Below are 21,558 nucleotides of genomic sequence, written 5' to 3' on the forward strand. Positions count from 1 at the left end.
GTGGTCGCAAGCCGGTTACTGGCCTCTCGAATCAGCGCGGCGAGAGTCAGGGGCTGACACTTGTTCCGTGGCTTTCCAGCTCGTCGAATGCTCCAGCGCGCCTTGCGCTTGTCGGCCTTGCTCTAGTACTTGCCCTCTGGACGTGGGGGCATTGGGGCGACTTTCAAGTAGACTGCGGTCGCGAACTTTACGTTCCACTGGAGATTCTGCGTGGCAGATTGATCTACCGGGACTTTTGGTACGATTTCGGCCCGCTCGAACCATACTTTGCTGCCCTTCTGATTAAAGTGTTTGGGCGGCATCTGTTCGTGCTGTATAGCTTCGGGCTGTTAAGTGCGATTAGTTCCGCGTTGCTGCTGCTGGAAATAGGAACAATCCTTGAAGGTCGAGCGGTGGGGTTCGCTGCTGGTTGTGCTTTGCTTATGCAGGGCTTCGCTCCGACCGTCTTCAACTATCCATTCCCGTGGAGCTACGCGGGTGTCCTCGCAATGCCCCTGAGCCTAGTGAGCGCATGGCTGGCTCTGCGCCAGGTCCGCGCGCCGAACCTCAGGAGTCTCGGCCTTGCATCGATGTTCGGGGCGCTTGCGCTGCTCTGCAAGCAGGAATTTGGCGTAGCCTGCTACGCGATGCTGGGATTCATCGTGGTCGCGGAGTCGGTGGCCGAAGGCTCACATCTGGGTTTCGCGAAACGCGCTTGTGCGTCTTTGCTCGGCTTGGCTCCCGCGTTGGCTGTGTACGCGTGGTTCTTCTGGACACTGACACCACGCTTCATGCTGCAAGATAACTGGATAGGGCTTCCGGGGACTTACTTCGCACATGTGGGCGGGCCCGAATTATATGCCGGCATTGGGCTACGTTGGAATAGGGCAGAAGTGATCTTTTTGATCATTAGCGCGGTGGGCAGCGCGATGGCGTGGCTTTGGATAGCGCGAGGGGCAATGTGGCTTCGTCGGACACTGGGCGCCTTCGGTGTTCTGATGCTGAGCCTGGCCCTAGCGATCGCTGCCGGAGCGGCGCGAATCTATTCGGCGCCCGGCCATCCATATCCAATGCTGTTGGTTCTGCTGCTGGCCTTTCCACCCGGTATGTTGTTTATAGGCTGTGGGGTGTTCGCCTACAGTGTCGCGCGAATGTTCAAGACTTGGCAGCCGAGCGTGTTGCTCGACGCCTCATTTGCGCTATTCGCGACAGTGACGGGGAGTCGAGTGTTCGCGCAGGTGTTACCGTATGGTTATAGCATTTTCTACGACGGCCCGCTTGTGCTTATGTTTTTGATGATTATCGCTAGATCGATAGATGCAACGTTTGCGTCTCTTGGAAAGTCCGACGGACGGGCCGCCGCGCGCGCAGCACTTGCGATGGAATTGCTCGTGATGATGGTGGTCCTTTTTCCCGGAAAAGATGGGCGTACGACGAGCTTGGAGACCAGTTGGGGAACCTTTCACCTGAAGGCGCCGGAAGCGACAGTTGCGCGCGAGATATTGGAGTTTGTTCAAACGCAAAAGAAAAGTGGCAAGCAGGTAACTGTGCTTCCGGAATTTCCCATGGTGTATGCATTGGCGAGAACTGAGGCTCCAAGCCGGTGGTATACGATTTTGCCTGGGTACCTGTCGCCAAAAGCTGAGTCGGAATATATTCGAGACTTGAAATCGCGCAGACCCGATTACATTATCGTCACGAATTTGTATACGGGACGGCTGGGCTATGCATATTTTGGCATTGATTATGCCAAGGAGACGTGGCGCTGGATTCAAAATAATTATCGGGAGGTAGGGCAGTTCGGACGCTTTCAACGTGGTCGCGGCAGAAAGCTGAGCGCGTTGCTTTATGAGCGGCAAAGAGTGACCGGAGGAGAGTCAGGGGTGCGTGCGGTGCGGCAGGCGGTTGGCATGTCAGGCTAAGGACGCGAGTGCGATGAGCGAGGGAGGACGGCATGTGCTGGTCACCGGCGCCGGGGGGTTCATCGGCAGGGACCTCGTGCGCAGGCTGGGTGAGGCCGGCTGGCGGGTGAGGGCGATGGTGCGCGGCGGGGCCGCGGCGCTGCAAGGCGTCGGCGGGCTCGAAGTGGTCCGCGCCGACATGCGCGACGAGGAGTCGCTGCGGCGCGCGGTCGAGGGAGCGGCGGTGGTGGTCCATCTGGCGGCCGCCAAGGCCGACGAGGCCGACAGCGAGGACGTAAACGTCAGGGGTGCGGAGCGCCTGGTGCGGGCCTGCCGCGCCAGCGGCTGCGCACGGCTCATCAATGTCAGCACGCAGTCCGCGGGAATTGCGCGAAAGGGTCTGTATGCGCGGACCAAACTCGCCGCCGAGAGAGTCTTCATTGGTTCCGGACTCCAGGTAACCAATCTGCGTCCCAGCCTGGTTTACGGCGAAGAGCAAGGCGGGGTGTTCGGCACCGTCGTCAAGTTCGTACGGCGGCTGCCGATGGTGCCGGTTCTCGGCGACGGACGCTGGCTGAGCGCCCCGATTTACGTCGGCGACGTTTCCAGAGCGATCATCGCCTGTATCGAGCACGATGCCACTATCGGCAAGACTTACCTGATCGGCGGTCCCGAGATCATCAGCTTTGACGAGCTGATCGATCGAATATGCGCCGCCCTCGGCGTGCGCCGGCGCAAGGTGCATATTCCGTTCGTGCTTTCGTTGTGGGTTGCGCGGACGATGAGGGCGATCTGGCCCGGATGCCCGATCACCGTCAGCAACGTCCTGGGCTCGAATCAGAACGTTGAGCTGGACATTGAACCCGCGCGGCGCGATTTCGGCTTCGACCCCCTGCCGCTGGAGCGCGGGCTCGAACTGGTGCTGGACGCGCGCACAAACCACGTCGGAGGCGCCAGCGGCAGCGCGGCCGACGATTTCAGGTTGATCGCCCGCTACCTGCTGGATGTTGAGCCGCCGCCCGAGCTGGTCGAACGGTACGTCGCCGCGGAGCGCAAGCTGCTGGGCGGCGAGGCATCGCCGGAGTGGGAGGCCGTGCGGCGCCATCCGCGACTGCTACCGTATCTCGACGCGGCGGCAGGCGTACTCGCGCGCCGCTCGCTGCTGCGCCGAAAGATTCTGCTTGCAGCCGCCGTGCTGGAGGCGAGCCCCGCATACGCTGATTTCTTTCTCGCCGAGGTTGACGGCCGCGCCGCGGCGGTGCTCGCGCTTTTGTGGCAAGGGGCCCGCGGCGCAATCATGTTGACTCTGGGCATGCCGCTGTTGTTTGTGATCCGCCGGCGATGACGGGAGCGGCCGTAAGTGACGCGGTCGTGGTCGGCTCAGGCGCGAGCGCGGTGCACGCCGCGCGGGCGCTGGTGGAGGCGGGGCGCAGCGTGCTGATGCTCGACGTCGGCGATCGCGACGAAACCTACGCCGGGCTGATCCCGGAGTGGCCGTTCGAGCGGATTCGCCGCGAGGACCCGCGACAGCATCGCTACTTCCTCGGCGATGAGTTCGAAGGTGTCGACCTGGCGCCGGTAGGGGCGACCTCGCAGGTAACTGCGCCGCGCCAGTACGTGTTGCGCGACCGCGAAGGGCGGGCGCGCGTCGATTCGCCGAACTTCGCCGCGCTCCAGAGTCTCGCGCTGGGCGGTCTGGCCGGGACGTGGGGGGCAGTCAGTTTCCCTTTCACCGATTTCGAATTGCAGGAGTGCGGATTGGCGGCCGCCGAGATGCGTCCGCACTACGAAGCGGTCGCCGCCCATATAGGTATCAGCGGCTGCATGAACGACGACCTCGCGCCGGTGCGCGGAGGATTGAAGGCTTTGCAGCCGCCGCTCGATCTCGATGACAACGCGCAGGCGATCTTCCGCCGCTATGAGCGCCGGCGCGCGCAGTTTCACCGGGCCGGCGCGCGCGTCGGACGCTCGCTGCTCGCGGTGCTGAGCCGGTCGCTCGGCAACCGAAAGCCGAATCCGTACCACGACATGGAGTACTGGTCGAATCCGGGCGACAGTGTGTACCGGCCGGAGTTGGATGTGCGCGAGCTGCGCGAGAAGCCGCACTTCCGCTATGAGCGCGCGCTGGTCGAACGCTTTGTCGAAACGCCCTCTGGAGAGATCGAGGTTCGCGCGGGGCTCGTCGAGGACAACCAGCCGGCAACTTTTCGCGCGCGGGCGCTGGTCCTGGCGGCGGGCGCGCTGGGCAGCGCGCGTATCGTCTTGCGTTCGCTGGCAGAGTTCGAAAAACCGGTGCCGCTCACCTGCAACAGTCACGTTTACGTGCCGTGCCTGATACCCGCACGACTGGGGCACCGGTCAAGCCGGCGGCGCCACAGCCTGGCGCAGCTCACGATGATCTACGGCCCGGCCGGCGAGCCGCAGCGGTTCGTTCAGGCGCAGTACTATCCCTACGGCTCGCTGCTCGTCTACCGCCTGCTGAAGGAGTCGCCGCTCGCGCACCGCGAGTCGCTGCGCATACTTCGTCTGCTGGCGCCCGCCTTCGGCATCTGGCTGATTCAGCATGAGGACGGCCAGAGCCCGGGCAAGTTTGCCAGGCTGCGGCCGCGGGGCGAGGGACGCGACGTGATGGAGGTGAACTTCGCGCTGCCCGAGGACCAGCAGAGGCGTCAGAGAAGGGACGAAGCGGTTATGCTGCGGCTGATGCGCCGTTTGGGATGCTGGCCGCTGCGGCGGACATACGCGATTCACGGCTCCAGCGCCCATTACGCAAGCACGCTGCCGTTCAGCGACCAGCCGCGGCCGCTGACGACCCATCGGTCCGGCCTTCTCCACGGCACCAATTCGGTTTATGTCGCGGACGGCGCGGCGTTTCGCTGTCTGCCCGCCAAAGGCCTGACGTTTACGCTGATGGCCAACGCCAGACGCGTAGGGTCGCAGGTAGCCAGGAGTCTGAAGGCAGGTTAAGCATTTTTTTGCCGAACGCGCCGGACCGAAGATCGCAAAAAACCGGGCTTAGCGCGTCGGGAAATCGAGGAAGCTGACGAGGAAGGCGGAAAGGATGGTCTGGAAGCCGAGCGCGGTCAGCGTCGCGCCGGGCACGACGAAGCGCATCGTGTGGGCGTAATCGAGAAGGCCGAAGTCAACCAGCCGCCACTGATTTACTGCCATCGCGAGCAGCGCCAGGCCGCTAACCAGCGCACAGGCCGCGATTACCAGTCCCAACTCCACATTGAACCGGCTCAGGAAACGCCGCAGACGCGGGTCGTCGGGCAGCATCCCTTCCTTGATCGCCAGGGCCTTGGCGAAGACCCCGAAGAAAATCGACTGATAGCCGCACAGCAGCGCCAGCGTGCCGAACAGCAGCGTGTGAGCGTCGAACCTGACGCCGTGGAGCTCCATGCCGGGCATCGCCAGCCCATAGGCGATGAGACCGAAAACCATAAGGGCCGCACCGGGAAGCAGAAAAAGCCGGCGAGGGTTGGAGACCAGGAAAAAGCGCAGCGTGCGCCATCCATCACGAAACGTCTTCAGATGGGGCGCATGCGCCTGGCGGCCGTCCTTGTGGAGCGTGATTGGAACCTCGGCGGCCCGCGCACCGAGCAGCGACGACTTGATAATCATTTCGGTCGCAAATTCCATCCCGGTGCAGCGCTGCGCCAGCCGCAGGTAGAGTTCCTTGGTAAAGCCGCGCATCCCGCAATAGATGTCGTGGATGGTCGACTTGAACCAGCGGCGCGCGATCGCGGAAAAGAACGGGTTGCCAATCCAGCGATGCAGAACAGGCATCGCCCCCGGCATCACCTTGCCACCGCCCGCCGGCAGCCGGCATCCCTGGACCAGCTCGTAGCCCTCGCGCAGCTTGTCGAGAAAGGCGGGGATTTCCTCGAAGTCGTAGCTGCCGTCGGCGTCGCCCATCACGATGAACTTGCCGCGCGCCGCCGCGATACCGCCCATCAGGGCGTTGCCATATCCTCGCTCGGCGACGGGAACCACCCGCACACCCATCGCGCGTGCGATTTCGACCGAGCCGTCGGTGCTGCCGTTGTCGGCGATGATGATCTCACCGTCGACGCGCGCCTTTCGCAGGCCGCGTTGCGCCCGCTCGATACAGCCGGCCAGAGTGTCCGCCTCGTTGAGGCAGGGTATGACGACGCTCAGCTCGACCTCGGCCGCGGCCGGCGAGCGGCCGTCGCGCTCCGCTGGGGACTCGAGCGTTAGCCGTGCGAATTTGGCTGCGCCGACCGCCATCGTCCTGCTCCTCGGCAGTAGTCGCTCAAAGCAAGGTAAGCCGGGCTTGCCCGCTTCGTTCAACGCATGTTTTTATCAGTTTTGGCATCAAACTGGAAGTCATAAGATTCAGCCGCTAAACTGAACCTCCTCGGGGGCTGTCGATTGCGCTTCGGCGACGTTAGATTGTGGTCGGGCCGGTGGAGATGTCCAAGGTACGATCCTCGCCAGCGGGCAGCAGGCCGCTGCTGGGTGCTAAACCTGATTTGGTCCGCAGGCTGATTCTTACGATCGCACTCGTTGCAGCCGGATGCGGGGCGGGGCCGCAAAGCGCCCAAGTGAACGAGCTCGGCGCCCGCGTCGCCGCCGGGCGCGATACCCATCCGACCGAGCATATCCCGGGGCCGAAGCCGCCGCCGCCGGTCGTGCGAAGCACTATCAGCTCGCCCTACGCGATCGCCGCGGGCGCCGACGGAGTCTGGTTCACCGAGTACAGCGTGGCGGCTATCGGCGAGCTGGCGCGGGACGGAACGGTCAAGCTGGTCGAGCTCGATCGCGACGGCTTCCCCGAGCGGCTGACGGTCGCGCGCGACGGCGCGCTCTGGTTTACCGATCCGCGCGGCAACCGGATCGGGCGTATCTTTTCCGGCGGACAGCGCGCCGACTATTATCCGCTGCCGACGCCGGAGGCCGGACCGGCCGGGATCGCCGCGGCGCACGACGGCGCGATCTGGTTTACCGAGCACGCCGCCGAGCGCATCGGGATGTTCGTTCCGCCCGGCGCGGACCGCCGTGCGCCGGGCGCTCACGGCTTTAAGGAGTTCGTCCTGCCCAACGGCGGCGGACCCGCGGGAATCGTCGCCGTGGGTGACAGCGTGTGGTTCGCTGAAAATTCCAGCAACAAGATTGGCAGGCTGACCTTTCCCGCCGACGCGGCGAAGCCGCGGATCGCCGAATTTCTGCTCCCCGTTCCGGACAGCCATCCCAACGGCGTCGCCGCCGCCGCCGACGGCAGCGTGTACTTCACTGAACTCGCCGCGAATCGCATCGGACGGGTCACTCCGCAAGGCCGGATCGAGGAGCTGGTGATGCCGGTCAACGCTCCCGCGCTCGACATCGCAGCCGGCCCCGACGGCGCGGTCTGGATGACGGTGCCGAAGGCGCATGCGTTGTGCCGCTATCGTCCGGGCGCGCCAGTCCGCGCCTTCTTCCTGCCGCAGACGGCCACGCCCGCCTTTATCACTGCCGGCGCCGACGGCAATCTCTACTTTACCGAGCCGAGCGGCAAAATCGGGCGCTTCACGCCGGCCGGGATGCTCACCGAGATCGAGACTTCGGGCGGGGAGAACGCTTCCGCGCGCTGAGGCGCGAATCAAAATCTCATCGGCTGCTCCGCGCTGACGCGCGGGACTGTTGCGGCGCGCAAAGTTTGCGCTATAAGCGGACAGTTTCCGACAAAGCGAAGGAGTACGAGAGCGATGGGCAAGCTCGACGGTAAGGTTGCCGCCGTCACCGGTGGCGGACGCGGGATTGGCCGCGCGGTGTCCAAGGCGCTCGCTGCGCAGGGCGCGGCGGTCGTGGTCAACGACCTCGGCGTGACGCTGGCTGGGCAGAAGGAGACGGTTTCGCCCGCCGACGACGTAGTCAAGGAGATCAAGGCGGCCGGTGGCACTGCGGTTTCCAACCATCTGGATATCGCGACGGTCGCTGGCGGCGAGGGGCTGATCAACCAGGCGATCAAGGAATTCGGCAAGCTCGACATCCTGGTCAATATCGCGGGCATTCTGCGCGACCGGATGATCTTCAACATGAGTGAGCAGGAGTGGGACGACGTAATCCGCGTCCATCTCAAGGGGCATTACTGCACTATCCGGCCCGCCAGCGCGCATATGCGCGAGCGCAAGGCCGGACGGATTATCAACTTTTCCTCCAACTCGGCGCTCGGCAGTCCGGGCCAGCCCAACTACGCCGCGGCCAAGGCCGGAATCCTGGGCCTGACCTACAGCTGCGCCGTCGCACTCCAGAAATACGGGATCACGGTCAACGCGATCATGCCCGGCGCGGCGACCCGCATGACCGATTCGATCCCAGCGGGCCGCATGCCTGGCGCGACCGGCATCGCGGCGAGCCAGAGCGCCGAAGGCACGCCGCGCGATCCGGCCAACGTCGCTCCGATCATCATCTATCTGGCCAGTGACGAGGCGGCCGAGGTCACCGGGCAATGCTTCGGCGCCTCGGGCTACCGGATTTCGCGCTACACCCATATGAAGGCTGACCGGACGATCTTCAGCGAAGGCCCATGGGACATCGATCGCCTGTTCGAGATCTTCAAGGCCACGCTGGGGCAGGGGATGGAGCCGGTCAACATGTTCGCCTGAGCGCGCGCGTGATGCGGCGCGGCGCGCGGCCCGCCGCCGTGCGCTAAGCTGCGGTGGAGATGGGCTCGGCGCCGCAATTCCTGGTCGGCACCGCCTCGTGGACCGACCCGACGCTGATCCGCTCGGGCGAGTTCTACCCGGCCGCGCTGAAGACGGCCGAGGAGCGGCTGCGCTTTTACGCGAGCCAGTTCAACACCGTCGAGGTGGATGCCAGCTACTACGCGCTCATCGCCGAGCGCAACGCCGAGTTGTGGGTCGCGCGCACGCCGGCCGGCTTCGTCTTTCATATCAAGGCGTTTGCGATGCTCACGCAGCATCCGGTCGACACCGCGCGGCTGCCGGCCGCGATCAAGTCGATGCTGACGCCGGCGCAGCGCGCGCAGGCGCGCCTGCGCGATCCGCCGCCGCAGGTGCTCGAAGCGGCCTTCGGGATGTTCTGGGGCGCACTCAATCCGCTGCGCGAGGCGGGCAAGCTCGGCCATCTGCTCTTCCAGTTCCCGCCGTACTTTACCGCGCGCACGCAGAACTTCGACTATATCGCGGGGTTGGGCGCGCGGATGCCGGGTGCGGCGATCGCGATCGAGTTTCGCCACAACAGCTGGCTTCAGGGCGCCCAGCGGCGCCAGACGATGCGCTTCCTGCGCGAGCATGCGCTGACTTTCGTCTCGGTGGATGCGCCGCCGGGCACGGTCGAGTCGTTCCTCGAGGTCACTGGACCCGAGGCCTACGTGCGTTTCCATGGGCGCAACCGCGAGAACTGGTACAAGCGCACCGGCGGGCCGGCCGAGCGCTACAAGTACCTCTACTCAGAGGCCGAGCTGGCGCCGTGGGCGGAACGGCTGAAGGCGCTTGAAGGGGTGCGCCGCGCCAGCGTGATCTTCAATAACTGCTATCGCAATTTCGGCGTGATGAACGCGGCGACGATGGCGCAGATGCTGAGCCACTGAGCCTTGGAGGACCGGCGATGAGGGCCACGCTCTACCAGTTCGCGACCAGTCCATTTTGCGCCAAGGTGCGCAAGATTCTCGACTACAAGGGCGTCGATTACGAGGTCGTCGAGGTCGATTACGTCGAGCGCAAGGAACTGGTTGCGGTCTCGGGCCACGTCGTGGTTCCCGCGCTGCGCCTGGAGGAGGTCGCCGGCGCAGAGGCGCCGGAGGTGGTGGTCGATTCGGATCGGATCGCGATGCGCCTGGAGGAACTGCGCCCGGAGCCCACGATTCTGCCGCCGCGATGGCGCGGCCTGCACGTCGCGCTCGCGCGCTACGTCGATACCGAGGTCGAGGACGCGCTGTTCCGCTACGCGGTGCCCGACGAGGCGGCGCGCTTCGCGCGCCAAGGCGCGGACCGGCTGGCGCTGTTCCGCTATATCCGCGAGCGGAAATACGGTGCGGGGTTCTGCGAGCGGATGGAGCGCGAGCGCGAGGCTAACTTCGCGCGCGTGCGCGAGGTCCTGGCGCCGTTCGAGCACGCGCTCGAGCACGGCGCCTTTCTGCTCGGCCGGCCGGGGCTCGCCGACTTCGCGCTCTACGGCCAGCTCCATCTGCTGGCGCTGAGCGGGGTGTCGAAAATCCCGCACGAGTTTGCCGCGCTGCGCGAGTTCTACGCGCGTATCGACCGCATCTCCTCAGCGCTCGAAAGCGACGGTGCGTGAACAGTTGGGCGCGCGGCTTTCGACTCGCCGCTGCCCGACCCCTCAGGCGAATTCGCAGGTCGCGGCGTGCAGGAAGCGGCTAAACAGCGCGCCGGTGGAGTCCAGCGCGACGTCATAGAGCGATGGCGTGCGGCCCGGCACCAGCACCTGATGGCCTTCGTCGAGCAGCGCGTAGAGCACGCAGAGGACGAAGGCGGTATACGGCCGCCCGGCCATCGGGCCGCGGATCAGGAGCCAGAACAGGATCGCGTAGTTGGCGAAGTGCGCGCTCTTGCGCACCAGGTCGTGGCCGAGCGCGACCGTCGCGGCCGACGCCGAGGGCATCAGCCAGCGCAGGATCGGGTCGATTATCCGCGAGGTCGCGGCGGCCGAAAAGTACGAGGTCGATAGGACGAAGATGACCGTCGCCCAGACCAGGGCCGGCAGCCATTTGACTATCGTGCGTTCGATCGATTCGCCGGCCAGCACAGCGCCGTTCATTCACTGCTCCCCGTCATCTGAACCATCCACCGGACAGCTTGCGCCGGGCGTCGGTGCTGCCGCAGCTCTTCGCGCGGTTTGCCGGATAACAAATCGACGCTAGCATGGGTAGCACGGGGCGCGAAACCCGCGCCGACGCGTTAAACCAGGGCAGGCGCGCCACCCGGAAAGGACGGCCAGCGTTATGGATCGGGCGTGGACCATCGCCGGCGCGCATCCCGCGCCGCCGTGCACGATCGTCATCCTCGGCGCCTCGGGCGATCTCGCCGCGCGCAAGCTCATCCCTGCGCTCTACAATCTTCACCGGTGCGGACACGGGCTGGTGCCCGAGAAAAGCGCGATCCTTGGCTTCGCGCGACGCCCGATGTCGGTCGAGGCGTTCCAGAGGCGCGCGCGCGAGGCGGTCGAGCGATTCTCGCGCCTGGAGCTCGACGAGCAATGCTGGCAGGGATTTGCGAACAGTCTCGACTACCTCTCGGGGCTGGATCGCCCCGACGGCTTCGCCCGGCTCAAGCAGCGACTGGAGGAGATCGAGGCGCAACGCGGGCTGCCGCCCAACCGCGTCTTCTACCTGTCGCTGCCGCCCGAGGCGATCCGCGAAAGCGTCGAGCGGCTGTACGGCGCGGGGCTCATCGCGCCGCCCGAGGCGCCGCATTTCAGCCGCGTCGTCGTGGAGAAACCGATCGGCACCGATCTGCGCAGCGCGCTCGAGATCACGGCCACCTTGCGCCGCTTCTTCGACGAGACCCAGATCTTCCGCATCGACCACTACCTCGGCAAAGAGACCCTGCAGAACATGATGGTGCTGCGCTTCGCCAACAGCATCTTCGAGGACTTCTGGAACAACCGCCGCGTCGATCACGTCCAGATAACCGTCGCCGAGGAGGAAGGGCTGGGCACCCGCGCGATGTACTACGACGGCGCCGGCGCCCTGCGCGACATGGTGCAGAACCACATCTTGCAGGTACTCGCGCTGACCGCGATGGAGCCGCCGGTATCGCTGGCGGCCGACGCCGTGCGCGAGGCCAAGGTCAACGTGCTGCGCTGCCTCAGGCCGATCCCGCCGGGCGCGGTAAGCGATTTCGTCGTGCGCGGCCAATACGCGCAGGGCGCCGTGAACGGCAAGCGCGCGCCCGGCTATCTCCAGGAGGAGGGCGTCCGCGAGTCCTCGCGCACGGAAACCTTCGTCGCGCTGAGGACCCACGTCGACAACTGGCGATGGGCGGGCGTACCGTTCTACCTGCGCACGGGGAAACGGATGCCGCGGCGGGCGAGCGCAATCTTCGTGCAGTTCAAGCGGGTGCCGGCGATCCTGTTTAACCGGCGCGTTACGCTGCCGCCGGACGTGATGGCGATCCGGATCCAGCCCGACGAGGGCTTCTCACTGGAGGTGCTGACCAAGCGGCCCGGTCTGGATATCACGATCCAGCCGGTGCGGATGGACCTCCATTACGCGACCGAATTCGAAGGCGACTCACCCGACGCCTACGAGCGGCTGCTGCTCGACGTGATGGCGGGCGACCATACGCTGTTCCTCAGCAGCCGCTTCGTGCATCGCTCGTGGGAGTTTGTGCAGGCGATCCTCGACCAGTGGGAGCACGACCCGTCAGTTCCGCTCTACCCGTACCCGGCGGGTACCTGGGGTCCGCAGGCGGCCGACGATCTGATCCGTGCAGACGGCCGCGAATGGTTCGCGCCGTAAAGCGGCGAGTGGCGCCGCAGGAAGCTTGTCTCTGAATTGCGCGCCGCGTCCTACGCGCGACGATGCATCAGCCGGCACTGCGCGCTGTGGCTGCCGCCCGAGCAGCAGGGCTGCGACGGGCAGCACGCCTGCTTGGTCTGGCAACACTGCGGGACATCCGCGCGTCCGCTGGCGAGTACATAGCCGCCGGTCCCGATCACGCCCGCCAGTAGTATTCCCGCGACTGCCTTCAGCGCTATCCGTTTCATGGCGTCCCTCCCGCGACTGTGCGAGATGCTGCGGCCCAGATTTGCGGATTATCGCATCACGCCGCCCAATTGCAAACGCGCCCCAGCCCTCGCGCATCCGGCGCACGGTGCGCTAACCTAGGCAACGGGTCTTCCCCGCCCGGTCTTTCGAGGAGGAGCATCATGGCTAACCCAGGCCCGGTCTATATTCTCGGCGGCGCGCAGAGCGACTTCGCCCGCAACTGGATGAAGGAGGGCAAGCACTTCTCCGCCGTGCTGCGCGAGACGGTGAGCATGGCGATGGAGCAGGCGCGGATCGAGCCGCGCGAGATCGAAACCGCCCACGTCGGCAACTTCGCCGCCGAGCTATACGCCAAGCAGGGCCAGCTCAACGCCTTTTTCCTCGAGGTGGACCCGGCGTTTTCCGGAATCCCGACCGCGCGCCACGAGGCCGCCTGCGCCTCGGGTTCGATTGCGATCCTCGCCGCGGCAGCCGAGATCGAGGCCGGCCGCTACGGGCTCGCCGCCGTGGTCGGGACGGAGCAGATGAAGACGGTCGATTCGGCGACCGGCGGCGACTTTCTGGGCACCGCCGGATGGTACGAGCGCGAGTGCAAGGGGGTGCCGTATCCGTTCCCTGCGCTGTTCGGCCGCCTCGGCGACGAATACGACAAGCGCTACGGGCTCAAGGACGAGCATCTCGCGCACATCTCGGCGGTGAATTTCTCCAACGCCCGGCGCAATCCGCTCGCCCAGACCCGCAACTGGCCACGCACCGAGTCCGACCCCCAGCAGGCGGCCAAGTTCAACCAGCCGATCGCTGGGCGGATCAAGGTGCGCGACTGCTCGCAGGTCACCGACGGCGCCGCGGTGATCTTTCTGGCCTCGGAACAATACGCGGCCGAGTACGCCCGGCGGCGCAACCTCAAGCTCGCAGACCTCCCGCGCATCCTCGGCTGGGGTCATCACACCGCGCCGCTCGAGTTCGACAAGAAGATCGCCGAGAGCCGCGACAACCCCTACGTCCTGCCGCATACGCGCCAGGCGATTCTCGACGCCTTCCGCCGCGCCGGCATCGCGGGCGTGGAGCAGGTCTCCGGCATCGAGACCCACGACTGCTTCACGACCTCCGAGTACATGGCGATCGACCATTTCGGCCTGACCAAACCCGGGGAGTCGTGGAAGGCGATCGAGGAGGGCGTGATCGAGATGGGCGGCAAGACGCCGATCAATCCGAGCGGCGGGCTTATCGGCGTTGGCCATCCCGTGGGCGGGACGGGTGTGCGCCAGATGCTCGATTGCTACAAGCAGGTTACCGGGCAGGCCAACGAGTACCAGGTCGAGGGCGCCGAGCGCTTCGCGATGCTCAATATCGGGGGCAGCGGCACCACAAGCTGCGCCTTTGTCGTCGGCAAGCGCTAGGACACGGCGCGCGGCGTACGTAAGAGTCGGCGAGCGTCCTACACGCGCAGGCGCGGGCGCACAAGGAGGGAGCGGGATGGCGAATTCGCTGCCGGGCTTTTCGCTTTCCGATCAGCATCGCCGCGTTCACATGTTTCCCGTGAAACATCCGGCGTTGCTCTGTTTCGTCAAGGAGGATTGCCCGACCTGCAACCTGACGATGCCGCTGCTCGAAGCGGTATGGCGCAGCTTTGGCGAAGCGATCGACGTGGCCGCGATTGGCCAGGACGTGCAGGGCAACGCAGCGCTGATCGAACGGCACGGACTCACCCTCCCGATGCTCGACGACTCGGCACTCAGGGTTTCGTACGCCTACAACATCGAGATCGTCCCGACAGTAGTGCTGGCCGACGCCACGGGGGCCGAGTTGCTCCGCTTCGAGGGCTTCGACAAGTTTGACTGGCAGAACTTGTGCGCCCGGCTCGCGCGGATGGCCGGCGGCGGCGCGCCGCGGATTGACTGGGGCGCTTACCCCGCCGCGCGCCCCGGATGCGGCTCGAAGTCGGTCGAGCCGGCAATCGCCGAGCGGCTCGCGGCCGAGGCGTCAGGCTCGCCGCTGCGCGCGCGCCAGATCGAACTCGGCGCGGCGGAGGATCCTTTCGAGTTCATGTTCGAACGCGGGCTGAGCGACGGCTTGCCGGTGATTCCGCCCACTCCCGAGCGCGTGATGCGGATGCTCGCCGGAACGCGGCGCGATCCGCAGGAAGTGATCGCGACCGTGCCGCCGAACATGGCGCCGCTTACGATCGAAAAGGTCGCGGCCAACGCCGTGATGGCCGGGTGCAGGCCGGAGTACCTGCCGGTAGTGACCGCAGTGCTCGAAGCGGTATGCACCGACGAGTTCAACATCCACGGCGTGATGGCGACGACGGCGGGCGCGACACCGATAATCGTGGTCAACGGCCCGATCCGTCATCGCCTGGGGATGAACATGAAGATCGGCGTGCTCGGGTCGGGCAATCGCGCCAACGCGACGATCGGACGCGCGGTCAAGCTTGCGCTGCGCAACGTCGGCGGCGCGCGCCCGGGCGAGATCGAGCGCACCGCGCTCGGCGGCCCGGCCAAGTACACAGCGTGCTTCCCCGAGTGGGAGGAGCGCAGCCCGTGGGAACCGCTGCACGTTGAGCGCGGCTTTCAGCGCGAGGACGACGTGGTCACTGTCTTCGGCCTTGAGCCGGGCCCGCGCCTGATCGTCGATCAGCTCTCGCGCACGGGGCGCGCGCTCGCCGGCAGCCTCGGGATGGCGCTGGAGGCCTGTTGGCATCCGAAGCTCCACAACTACGGCGAGGTGCTGCTGGTGATCTCGCCCGAGCACGCCGACACTTTCGCGCGCGACGGCTGGACCAAGGCGCGGGTGCGCGAGCGAATCCAGGACGCCAGCGCGCGTCCGATCCGCGAGCTGCTGCCGGACGACGAGGCGGGCGAGGGGATGGCGCTGCGCCAGCTTGGGCTCAGCAATCCGAGCGCGGCGCAGCTCGCCCAGCGTATCCCGAAGTTCCGCAAGCCCGAGAATATCAATATCGTGGTTGCCGGCGGCGAGGCCGGAAAGTTCTCCAGCGTGTTCGGCGGATGGTTCAGCGGGCCGATGGGCTCGCTGAGCGTGAGCCGCAAAATCGAGGAGGTGGCATGATGCGAATCGTTGACCCCACCGACGAGCGCGAGCCGCTTAGGCGCGCGCTCGCGGCGCGCCCGGGCCGTCTCAGCGGCACGGTCGCCCTGCTCGACATCGCCAAGCCGCGCGGCGACGTCCTGCTCAGCCGCATCGAGCAGCGGCTGAGCGCGCGCCTGCCGGGCGTGACGCTCAGGCGCTACCGCAAACCGACCTTCGCCAAGCCGGCGCCCGACGAGCTCCTGCGCAAAATCGCCGGGGAGAGCGACTTCGTGATCGAGGCGCTCGCCGATTGAGGGTCGTGCACGACGTGCAGTGTGCACGACTCCGTATGGTTTGAAGTAAACGGCAAGCCCGCGGTGATGGTGGCGTCGTCCACCTTTGTGGATGCGGCCGAGGCGCAGGCGCGCGCGCTCGGACTGCCCGAGGTGCGCCGCGTCTTCGTGCCCCATCCCATCCAGGACGCGACCGATGACGAGATGCGCGCGAAGGCCGACGCGATCATCGATAGGCTGGTCGACGCGCTCAGCAACTAGCCGGTGCCCATGGCGGCTTGCGCGCCGCATCCGCCTCGCATTTACTGATTTCCGCGATGGCGCCGCGCGAGCCGCACTTCGTCCGCATTAGCGAGCCTGAGCCGCCGCCCGGCGCGCTGCGCGCGCAATGGGCGCCGGTCGGTATGCCGCTGCCGCGGCTGGTGCGCAAGCCGTCGCCTGCGCCCGCGCGCATCCTGGTCAAGGCGGTCAATTGGCTGGGCGACCTCGTGATGAGCCTGCCCGCGCTGCGCGCGGTGCGCGATTCGTTTCCGCACGCCGAGCTCGGCGTCCTGGTACGCCGCGAACTGGCGGGCTTCTTCGATGGCGCGCTTTGGATCGACGAGGTCATCCCGTACCGGCTGCGTGCGGGAGCGGCCGGCGTGCTCGACCGCGCGCTTATCGTCAACGCGATCCGCGCCCGCCATTTCGATCTCGCGGTGCTCTTTCCCAAGAGCTTCCAGTCGGCGCTGTGGACGACCTTGGCCGGGGTGCCACGCCGCGCCGGCTACGTCGCCGACCGCCGCGGCTTCATGCTCACGCATCGGGCCGAGATGCGCACCGAGGTCGAGCAGGTCCACCAGGCCCATCACTGGCTCGTGATGGTCGCCGAGACGATCGGCGCCGAGGGCGCGGCCGATAATTACCGCCTCGACGTTGACGCGCAGAGCAGGGACAAAATGCGCGCCTGGCTTTCCGCGCACCGCACACGGGGGGGGCGGCCGCTGGTCGCGCTCGCGCCGGCTGCGGCCTACGGCCCGGCCAAGGAATGGCCCGCCGAGCGTTACGCGGCGCTCGTCGACCTCCTGGCCGCGCGCCACGGCGCGGAATGCGTCCTGGTGGGAGCCGCGAGCGACCGCGCGCGGTGCATGGAAATCGTGGCGCGGTGCAGAACCGCGGCGCTGGTCGCGGCGGGAGAAACCAGCGTCGGCGAGCTCATCGCGCTGCTCGCGCTGTGCCAGGGCTTTGCCGGCAACGACTCCGGATGCATGCATCTGGCGGGTGCGCTCGGCCTGCCCACGGTGGCGGTTTTCGGCTCGACCAATCCGGCCCGGACCGGTCCGATGGGGCCGCGGACGCGGGTCATCTATCGCGCGCTGGAATGCAGCCCCTGCCTCGAACGCACCTGCCGTTTTGGCCATTACAACTGCCTGCGCGGGATCGGCGCCGAGGAAGTCGCAGCCGCGCTCGAGGAGTTCGGCGCCTTTGCCTGAACCGTTTGTGGAATCTGTTATGCGCGCGCTGCGGCGAACCGAAATCCATTACGTGAGACACCCGCGGAGGACCTGCGCGGCTGCGATGGGAGCGTATGCATGAAAGTAAAGGAACTCGCGGCCCGGCTGGGCCTTGAGCTGCGCGGCAGCGGCGAGGCGGAGATCAGCACACCCGCGCCGCTCGAGGCGGCCGCCCCCGGCACGATCATCTTCGTCGCCTCGGCCAAATATCTCGGCGCCTTGCGCACGACCACCGCCGGGTGCGCGATCGTGCCCGCAGAGTTTGCCGCCGAGGCGCCGTGCCCCGTGCTGATCAGCGCGAACCCGTACGCCGACTTTGCGCGGGTGCTGGAGCTGTTCTTCCCGCCGTACCGGCCCGCGCCGGGAATCGACCCCAGCGCGCGCATCGCGTCCGACGCGAGCGTCGGGGCCGAGGCGTCGATTGGCGCATATTGCGTAGTCGGCGCCGGCGCGGTGATCGGCCGGCGCGCGGTTCTCCATCCCCATGTGACGATCTATCCCGGTGCGCGCGTTGGCGACGACACCGTATGCCACAGCGGCGTGTCGATTCGCGAGAACGTGGTGATCGGCGAGCGCGTGACGATTCTCAACGGCGCCGTGATTGGCGCCGACGGCTTCGGCTTCGTCGAGCACGCCGGCGGCCTGGTGAAGATTCCGCAGGTCGGCACGGTGGTAATCGAGGACGACGTGGAAATCGGCGCCAACGTGACAATCGATCGCGCCACGATCGGCGCCACCCGAATCGCGCGCGGCGCCAAGCTCGACAACCTCGTGCACATCGGCCACAACTGCGAGGTCGGCGAGTACTCGCGGATGGCAGCGCAGGTGGGCCTGGCGGGCTCGGTGAAGGTCGGTCGCTGGTGCCAGTTCGGCGGCCAGTCGGGTTTCGCCGATCACGCGCGGATCGGCGACCGCGTGCGGGTGGTGGCGCAATCGGGAATCCCGCACGACGTCGCCGACGATGCGACGGTGGGTGGCACGCCGGCGGTTGACGTGCGCACGTGGCGGCGCGTGTCGGCGGCGACGCCGCGGTTGCCCGCGATGGTGCGGCGGCTGCGCGCGCTCGAAAGGCGCCTTGGCATCGAGGCGGAGGAGGACGGGCGATGAGGAAGGATCAGCCGGTGGGACAGAGAGGGCGGCGCCGTGCGCGGGTCAGCGGTGCGATCGGCGTTGCGGCAATCGTGGCCGCGGCGCTGTTTGCGACGACGGCGTGCAGCGGGTGTTTCTGGCTTGCGGTGCCAAGCCTCGCCTACCAGGGCTACAAGGCGGAACAGCCCGCCAACCAGAGCGGTCAGAACAAAGCGCGGTCCAGTTCGCAGCAGTCGCAGGGTCAGGCGCAGTACGACGAATGAGGCGGCCGTCGATGCACGCCGGTTCATCCGCGGCGCCGCGCGCGACGTCTTCGGGCCTCAATCGCACGCGCAGACGTTGCAGATGGTCTGACCGGTCAGCGCCGGCAGGGCCTCCAGTTGTTGCAGCGGCGGCTTGGGCTGCGCCTGACCGAGCGGCCCCACGAGCAGTGCGCCGGTCGCCCCGGTCGCGGGCTGTGTGGTCTGCGGCGGCTGGATCTGCTCCGAAGCAGGCGTGCGCGAGGTGACGTAGGCGACGCAGGCGCCGCTGGCGGCCTGCCGAGCGGTGGCGAAATCAGGCGCCTGCACGGTGCCCGCCCATTGCGTGCCCGACGCGGTGGTAAAGCAACTGCAATTGAAGATGCGCGCTACCGGAGCGGGCAGCGGCGTTGGGATCGGCACTGGCGTGGCCAGCGGGGTGGGCTGCGCGAACGGCACGCTCACCAGCGGTTGCGGCGCGCCTGGCAGAAGCGGCACTGACGGACGAGTCAGCGATGGGGGTGCGGGCGGGGGCGGCGCGGTCTGCGCGCGGACCAGTCCGCACCAGGTAAATGATCCGATCCCCACGAGCGCCGCAACCAGCGCGCGCAAGCGGCGTATTTTCCCGATCAACAGAGGAACCTTCATCAGCGGCTGAGGCGTCTGGTTCGCGCGGGCGCGCCCGGCGAAGCCGAGTTACGCGCGGCTATGATCAAGGAGGCGGGCGCGCGTTGCAAGCATGGCGCGTTTGGGCCAAAGTGCCCTCTACACGTTCGCGCGAATTGCCAAGCGCGCCAATCACAATTCGATTCCGCCTGTGTGCGAGCCCTCGGGGTGGTCAAGGAGGTCCCGGAGCAAAATGCTGCGCAAGACTTATGTCGTGCTCGTGATAGGGATTCTGGCGATGCTGGCCGGGACGGTCGCCGCCGCGCGCGCGCAGAGCGCGCCGCCGGCAGTTCCTACCTTCGGCGCGGCGGCGCCGACGGTGCCGCCCAGCGGCCTGGCGGCCGGCGCGCCCAAGCTGCCGCCGAGCCCGACTCCGCGCAATCAGGCGGTGATTCCGGTTCCGCCGCAGCCCGCGCCCAACGTCAACGCGCCGGCCAGCCAGACCGCGCCGTTCGAACAGGGCGCCTCGGTGCTCTCGCTGCCCGACGTCTACGCGCGCCAGCTCTCGCCCACCGAGCTGATACCGCCCGAGAGTATCATCAGCCAGTCTTATCTCCACACGCGCGACGACACCGTGCGCGGGCTGACGCTCAAGCAGGCGATCTACATTGCGCTGGAGAATAATCCCAACGTCAAAGTCTTTGAGCTCAATCCGGTGGGGAGTCAGGAGGCGGTCGCAGTCGCCAATGGCGCCTTCGACCCCGCGCTGACAGCCGAGAGCGACATCATCAAGAGCGTAGTGCCGGTAACCTCGCCCTTCCAGGTGGTCGGCAGCCGCGCCTTCACCAGCAAGTTCTACGATTGGAATTTCGGCCTCGACAAGGTTTCCTCGCTCACCAACGGCACCTTCAGCATCACCTTCAATAACAACCGCACCTACTCCAATTCGACCTTCGCCTCGGTCAATCCATCCTACAATCCGCAGCTGGCGCTGTCGGTGGCGCAGCCGCTGCTGCGCAACTTCGGATGGAAATTCGCCACCATCAACGTGCGCATCGCCGAGTCCTCGCAGAAACAATCGCAGTGGACGATGGCGCAGAGCCTGGAGGATTTCGTGCTCCGGGTCGGCACCGACTACTGGAATGTGGTGCAAGCCGAGGAGAACCTGCAGGTTGCCGAGTACGGACTGCGTCTGAACAGCGACCTGGTGCGCCAGAACAGGATCTCGGTCCAGGTCGGGACGCTGGCGCCGATCGATTTGCAGGAGGCGCAGTCGGCCGAGGCGACCGCCGAGGCCAACGTCTATACCGCCCAGGCGGCGCTGCGCGCCGCACGTGCGACTCTGCGCCAGGACGTGATGATGAATCCGTCCGCGACCTTCGTACCGCAGGAGATCGAGCCGATCGACAAGCCGACGACCACGCTCAATTTCAATCCTAACCAGGAAGTCGCGCTGGAAACCGCGATCGAGTACCGTCCCTCGCTGGAGGCGATGCGCGAGGCCATCCGCGGCGCGCTTTTGCAGGTCAAGTTTGCCGAGAACCAGACTCTGCCGCAGCTCAACCTCGGCGCGCAGTTCGGCCTCAACTCAACCGCCGGCAGTGCCCATTGCATCACGAGCTTCAGCGGCGCGGCCAAGACCAACTGTATCTCGCCCTCGGGCCTGCCCGGCAACAAGCTGTCCTTCGGCGGAATCTACGGCGACGCGCTCAACCGGCTGTTCGGCTTCGGCTTCTACAATTACGCGGCAGTGATGAATTTCGAGTACCCGCTGGACAACGCCGCCGCGCGCGCGGTGCTGGCGCAGACCCGCGTGCAGTACGAGCAGCTCCGGATGCAATACCGCGCCGACATCTCGCAAGCCGTGGTCGCCGTGCAGACCGCGCTTGCCAACCTGCAGGCCGACCTCGAGCGCGTGCGGGCCACCCGCGCGGCAACCTACTTCGCCGCCCGCTCGCTGCACGACGAGGAAGTGCGTTTTCGAGTCGGGATGGCGACGACACACGACCTTTTGCAGTTCCAGTCACAGCTGGTCTCAGCGCAGGGCAACCAGGTCCAGGCCGAGGTCGATCTCGAGGATGCCAAGCTCGCGCTCGAGCACGAAGAGGGAACGTTGTTGCGCGCCTTCCAGATAAACTTCGAGCTTCAGAACCCGCATCGCTCGCCCTGGTACGCGAAGTTCTGAGCGCCGCCTGACGCCGAGCGCGCGGCCCGGCGGGAGTTCTGGCGCGGCGG

Annotated in this window: 19 protein-coding genes; 15 read left to right on the plus strand and 4 right to left on the minus strand. The window is 66.6% G+C overall.

Features of this window, described 5'->3' with window-relative positions; translation table 11 throughout:
• Positions 1-218 precede the first annotated feature (218 nt).
• From VFB33_14145 to VFB33_14155, 3 genes are read left to right on the plus strand one after another with little or no spacing between them, the layout of a single operon-like run.
• A complete protein-coding gene (locus VFB33_14145) occupies positions 219-1,901 on the plus strand; it encodes a hypothetical protein (protein ID HZO82833.1) in 1,683 nt (560 codons plus the stop codon).
• 13 nt (positions 1,902-1,914) lie between these two features.
• Positions 1,915-3,225 carry an NAD-dependent epimerase/dehydratase family protein gene (locus tag VFB33_14150; GenBank protein HZO82834.1) on the plus strand — a complete coding sequence of 437 codons (1,311 nt, stop codon included), beginning with the start codon at positions 1,915-1,917 and terminating at the stop codon, positions 3,223-3,225.
• Positions 3,222-4,847, plus strand: coding sequence for a hypothetical protein (locus tag VFB33_14155; protein ID HZO82835.1), 1,626 nt, complete (start codon positions 3,222-3,224; stop codon positions 4,845-4,847). Before VFB33_14150 ends, VFB33_14155 begins: the two co-directional genes overlap by 4 nt.
• Positions 4,848-4,895: 48 nt before the next feature.
• Here VFB33_14155 and VFB33_14160 read toward each other — a convergent pair whose 3' ends face one another.
• Positions 4,896-6,131 (minus strand): glycosyltransferase family 2 protein, encoded by a 1,236-nt coding sequence (locus tag VFB33_14160; protein ID HZO82836.1) that lies wholly within the window; start codon positions 6,129-6,131, stop codon positions 4,896-4,898.
• Positions 6,132-6,448: 317 nt separating this feature from the next.
• Between VFB33_14160 and VFB33_14165 the strand changes: the two genes are divergently transcribed.
• The 4 genes from VFB33_14165 (at position 6,449) to VFB33_14180 (ending at position 10,142) form a co-directional block, all read left to right on the plus strand.
• Positions 6,449-7,474, plus strand: a complete 1,026-nt coding sequence (locus VFB33_14165; protein ID HZO82837.1) for a hypothetical protein — start codon at positions 6,449-6,451, stop codon at positions 7,472-7,474.
• Between the two features lie 114 nt (positions 7,475-7,588).
• Entirely contained in the window at positions 7,589-8,488 is a 900-nt protein-coding gene (locus tag VFB33_14170) for an SDR family NAD(P)-dependent oxidoreductase (protein ID HZO82838.1), read from the plus strand.
• Positions 8,489-8,547: 59 nt separating this feature from the next.
• Complete coding sequence (locus VFB33_14175; protein ID HZO82839.1) at positions 8,548-9,435, plus strand: DUF72 domain-containing protein; 888 nt, start codon at positions 8,548-8,550, stop codon at positions 9,433-9,435.
• A 17-nt stretch (positions 9,436-9,452) separates the two neighbouring features.
• Positions 9,453-10,142, plus strand: coding sequence for a glutathione S-transferase family protein (locus tag VFB33_14180; GenBank protein HZO82840.1), 690 nt, complete (start codon positions 9,453-9,455; stop codon positions 10,140-10,142).
• Between the two features lie 42 nt (positions 10,143-10,184).
• On the opposite strand, the gene VFB33_14185 is transcribed toward VFB33_14180, so the two are convergent.
• Positions 10,185-10,622, minus strand: coding sequence for a VanZ family protein (locus tag VFB33_14185; GenBank protein HZO82841.1), 438 nt, complete (start codon positions 10,620-10,622; stop codon positions 10,185-10,187).
• A 184-nt stretch (positions 10,623-10,806) separates the two neighbouring features.
• Here VFB33_14185 and zwf point away from each other — a divergent pair, with 184 nt between their 5' ends.
• On the plus strand, positions 10,807-12,324 hold the full coding sequence (zwf, locus tag VFB33_14190; protein HZO82842.1) for a glucose-6-phosphate dehydrogenase: 1,518 nt from the start codon (positions 10,807-10,809) through the stop codon (positions 12,322-12,324).
• 50 nt (positions 12,325-12,374) lie between these two features.
• Here zwf and VFB33_14195 read toward each other — a convergent pair whose 3' ends face one another.
• On the minus strand, positions 12,375-12,572 hold the full coding sequence (locus VFB33_14195; GenBank protein ID HZO82843.1) for a hypothetical protein: 198 nt from the start codon (positions 12,570-12,572) through the stop codon (positions 12,375-12,377).
• Between the two features lie 162 nt (positions 12,573-12,734).
• Here VFB33_14195 and VFB33_14200 point away from each other — a divergent pair, with 162 nt between their 5' ends.
• The 6 genes from VFB33_14200 to VFB33_14225 all read left to right on the plus strand — a co-directional run bounded on the left by VFB33_14200 (position 12,735) and on the right by VFB33_14225 (position 18,741).
• Entirely contained in the window at positions 12,735-13,973 is a 1,239-nt protein-coding gene (locus VFB33_14200) for an acetyl-CoA acetyltransferase (protein HZO82844.1), read from the plus strand.
• 76 nt (positions 13,974-14,049) lie between these two features.
• Positions 14,050-15,642, plus strand: coding sequence for a redoxin domain-containing protein (locus VFB33_14205; GenBank protein HZO82845.1), 1,593 nt, complete (start codon positions 14,050-14,052; stop codon positions 15,640-15,642).
• Positions 15,639-16,157, plus strand: a complete 519-nt coding sequence (locus VFB33_14210) for a UGSC family (seleno)protein (protein HZO82846.1) — start codon at positions 15,639-15,641, stop codon at positions 16,155-16,157. Before VFB33_14205 ends, VFB33_14210 begins: the two co-directional genes overlap by 4 nt.
• A 56-nt stretch (positions 16,158-16,213) precedes the next feature.
• The gene (waaF, locus tag VFB33_14215) at positions 16,214-17,368 is read left to right on the plus strand and encodes a lipopolysaccharide heptosyltransferase II (GenBank protein ID HZO82847.1); all 1,155 of its coding nucleotides are present in this window, start codon (positions 16,214-16,216) and stop codon (positions 17,366-17,368) included.
• 99 nt (positions 17,369-17,467) lie between these two features.
• A complete protein-coding gene (gene lpxD, locus VFB33_14220) occupies positions 17,468-18,496 on the plus strand; it encodes a UDP-3-O-(3-hydroxymyristoyl)glucosamine N-acyltransferase (protein ID HZO82848.1) in 1,029 nt (342 codons plus the stop codon).
• Positions 18,493-18,741, plus strand: coding sequence for a hypothetical protein (locus VFB33_14225; protein ID HZO82849.1), 249 nt, complete (start codon positions 18,493-18,495; stop codon positions 18,739-18,741). The genes lpxD and VFB33_14225 overlap by 4 nt, the downstream gene beginning before the upstream one ends.
• A 57-nt stretch (positions 18,742-18,798) precedes the next feature.
• On the opposite strand, the gene VFB33_14230 is transcribed toward VFB33_14225, so the two are convergent.
• Positions 18,799-19,350 (minus strand): hypothetical protein, encoded by a 552-nt coding sequence (locus tag VFB33_14230; GenBank protein ID HZO82850.1) that lies wholly within the window; start codon positions 19,348-19,350, stop codon positions 18,799-18,801.
• Positions 19,351-19,576: 226 nt separating this feature from the next.
• Between VFB33_14230 and VFB33_14235 the strand changes: the two genes are divergently transcribed.
• Positions 19,577-21,508, plus strand: a complete 1,932-nt coding sequence (locus VFB33_14235; protein ID HZO82851.1) for a TolC family protein — start codon at positions 19,577-19,579, stop codon at positions 21,506-21,508.
• Positions 21,509-21,558: the final 50 nt, after the last annotated feature.

Source organism: Candidatus Binataceae bacterium, assembly GCA_035650475.1.
Taxonomy (GTDB): Bacteria; Desulfobacterota; Binatia; order Binatales; family Binataceae; genus JAKAVN01.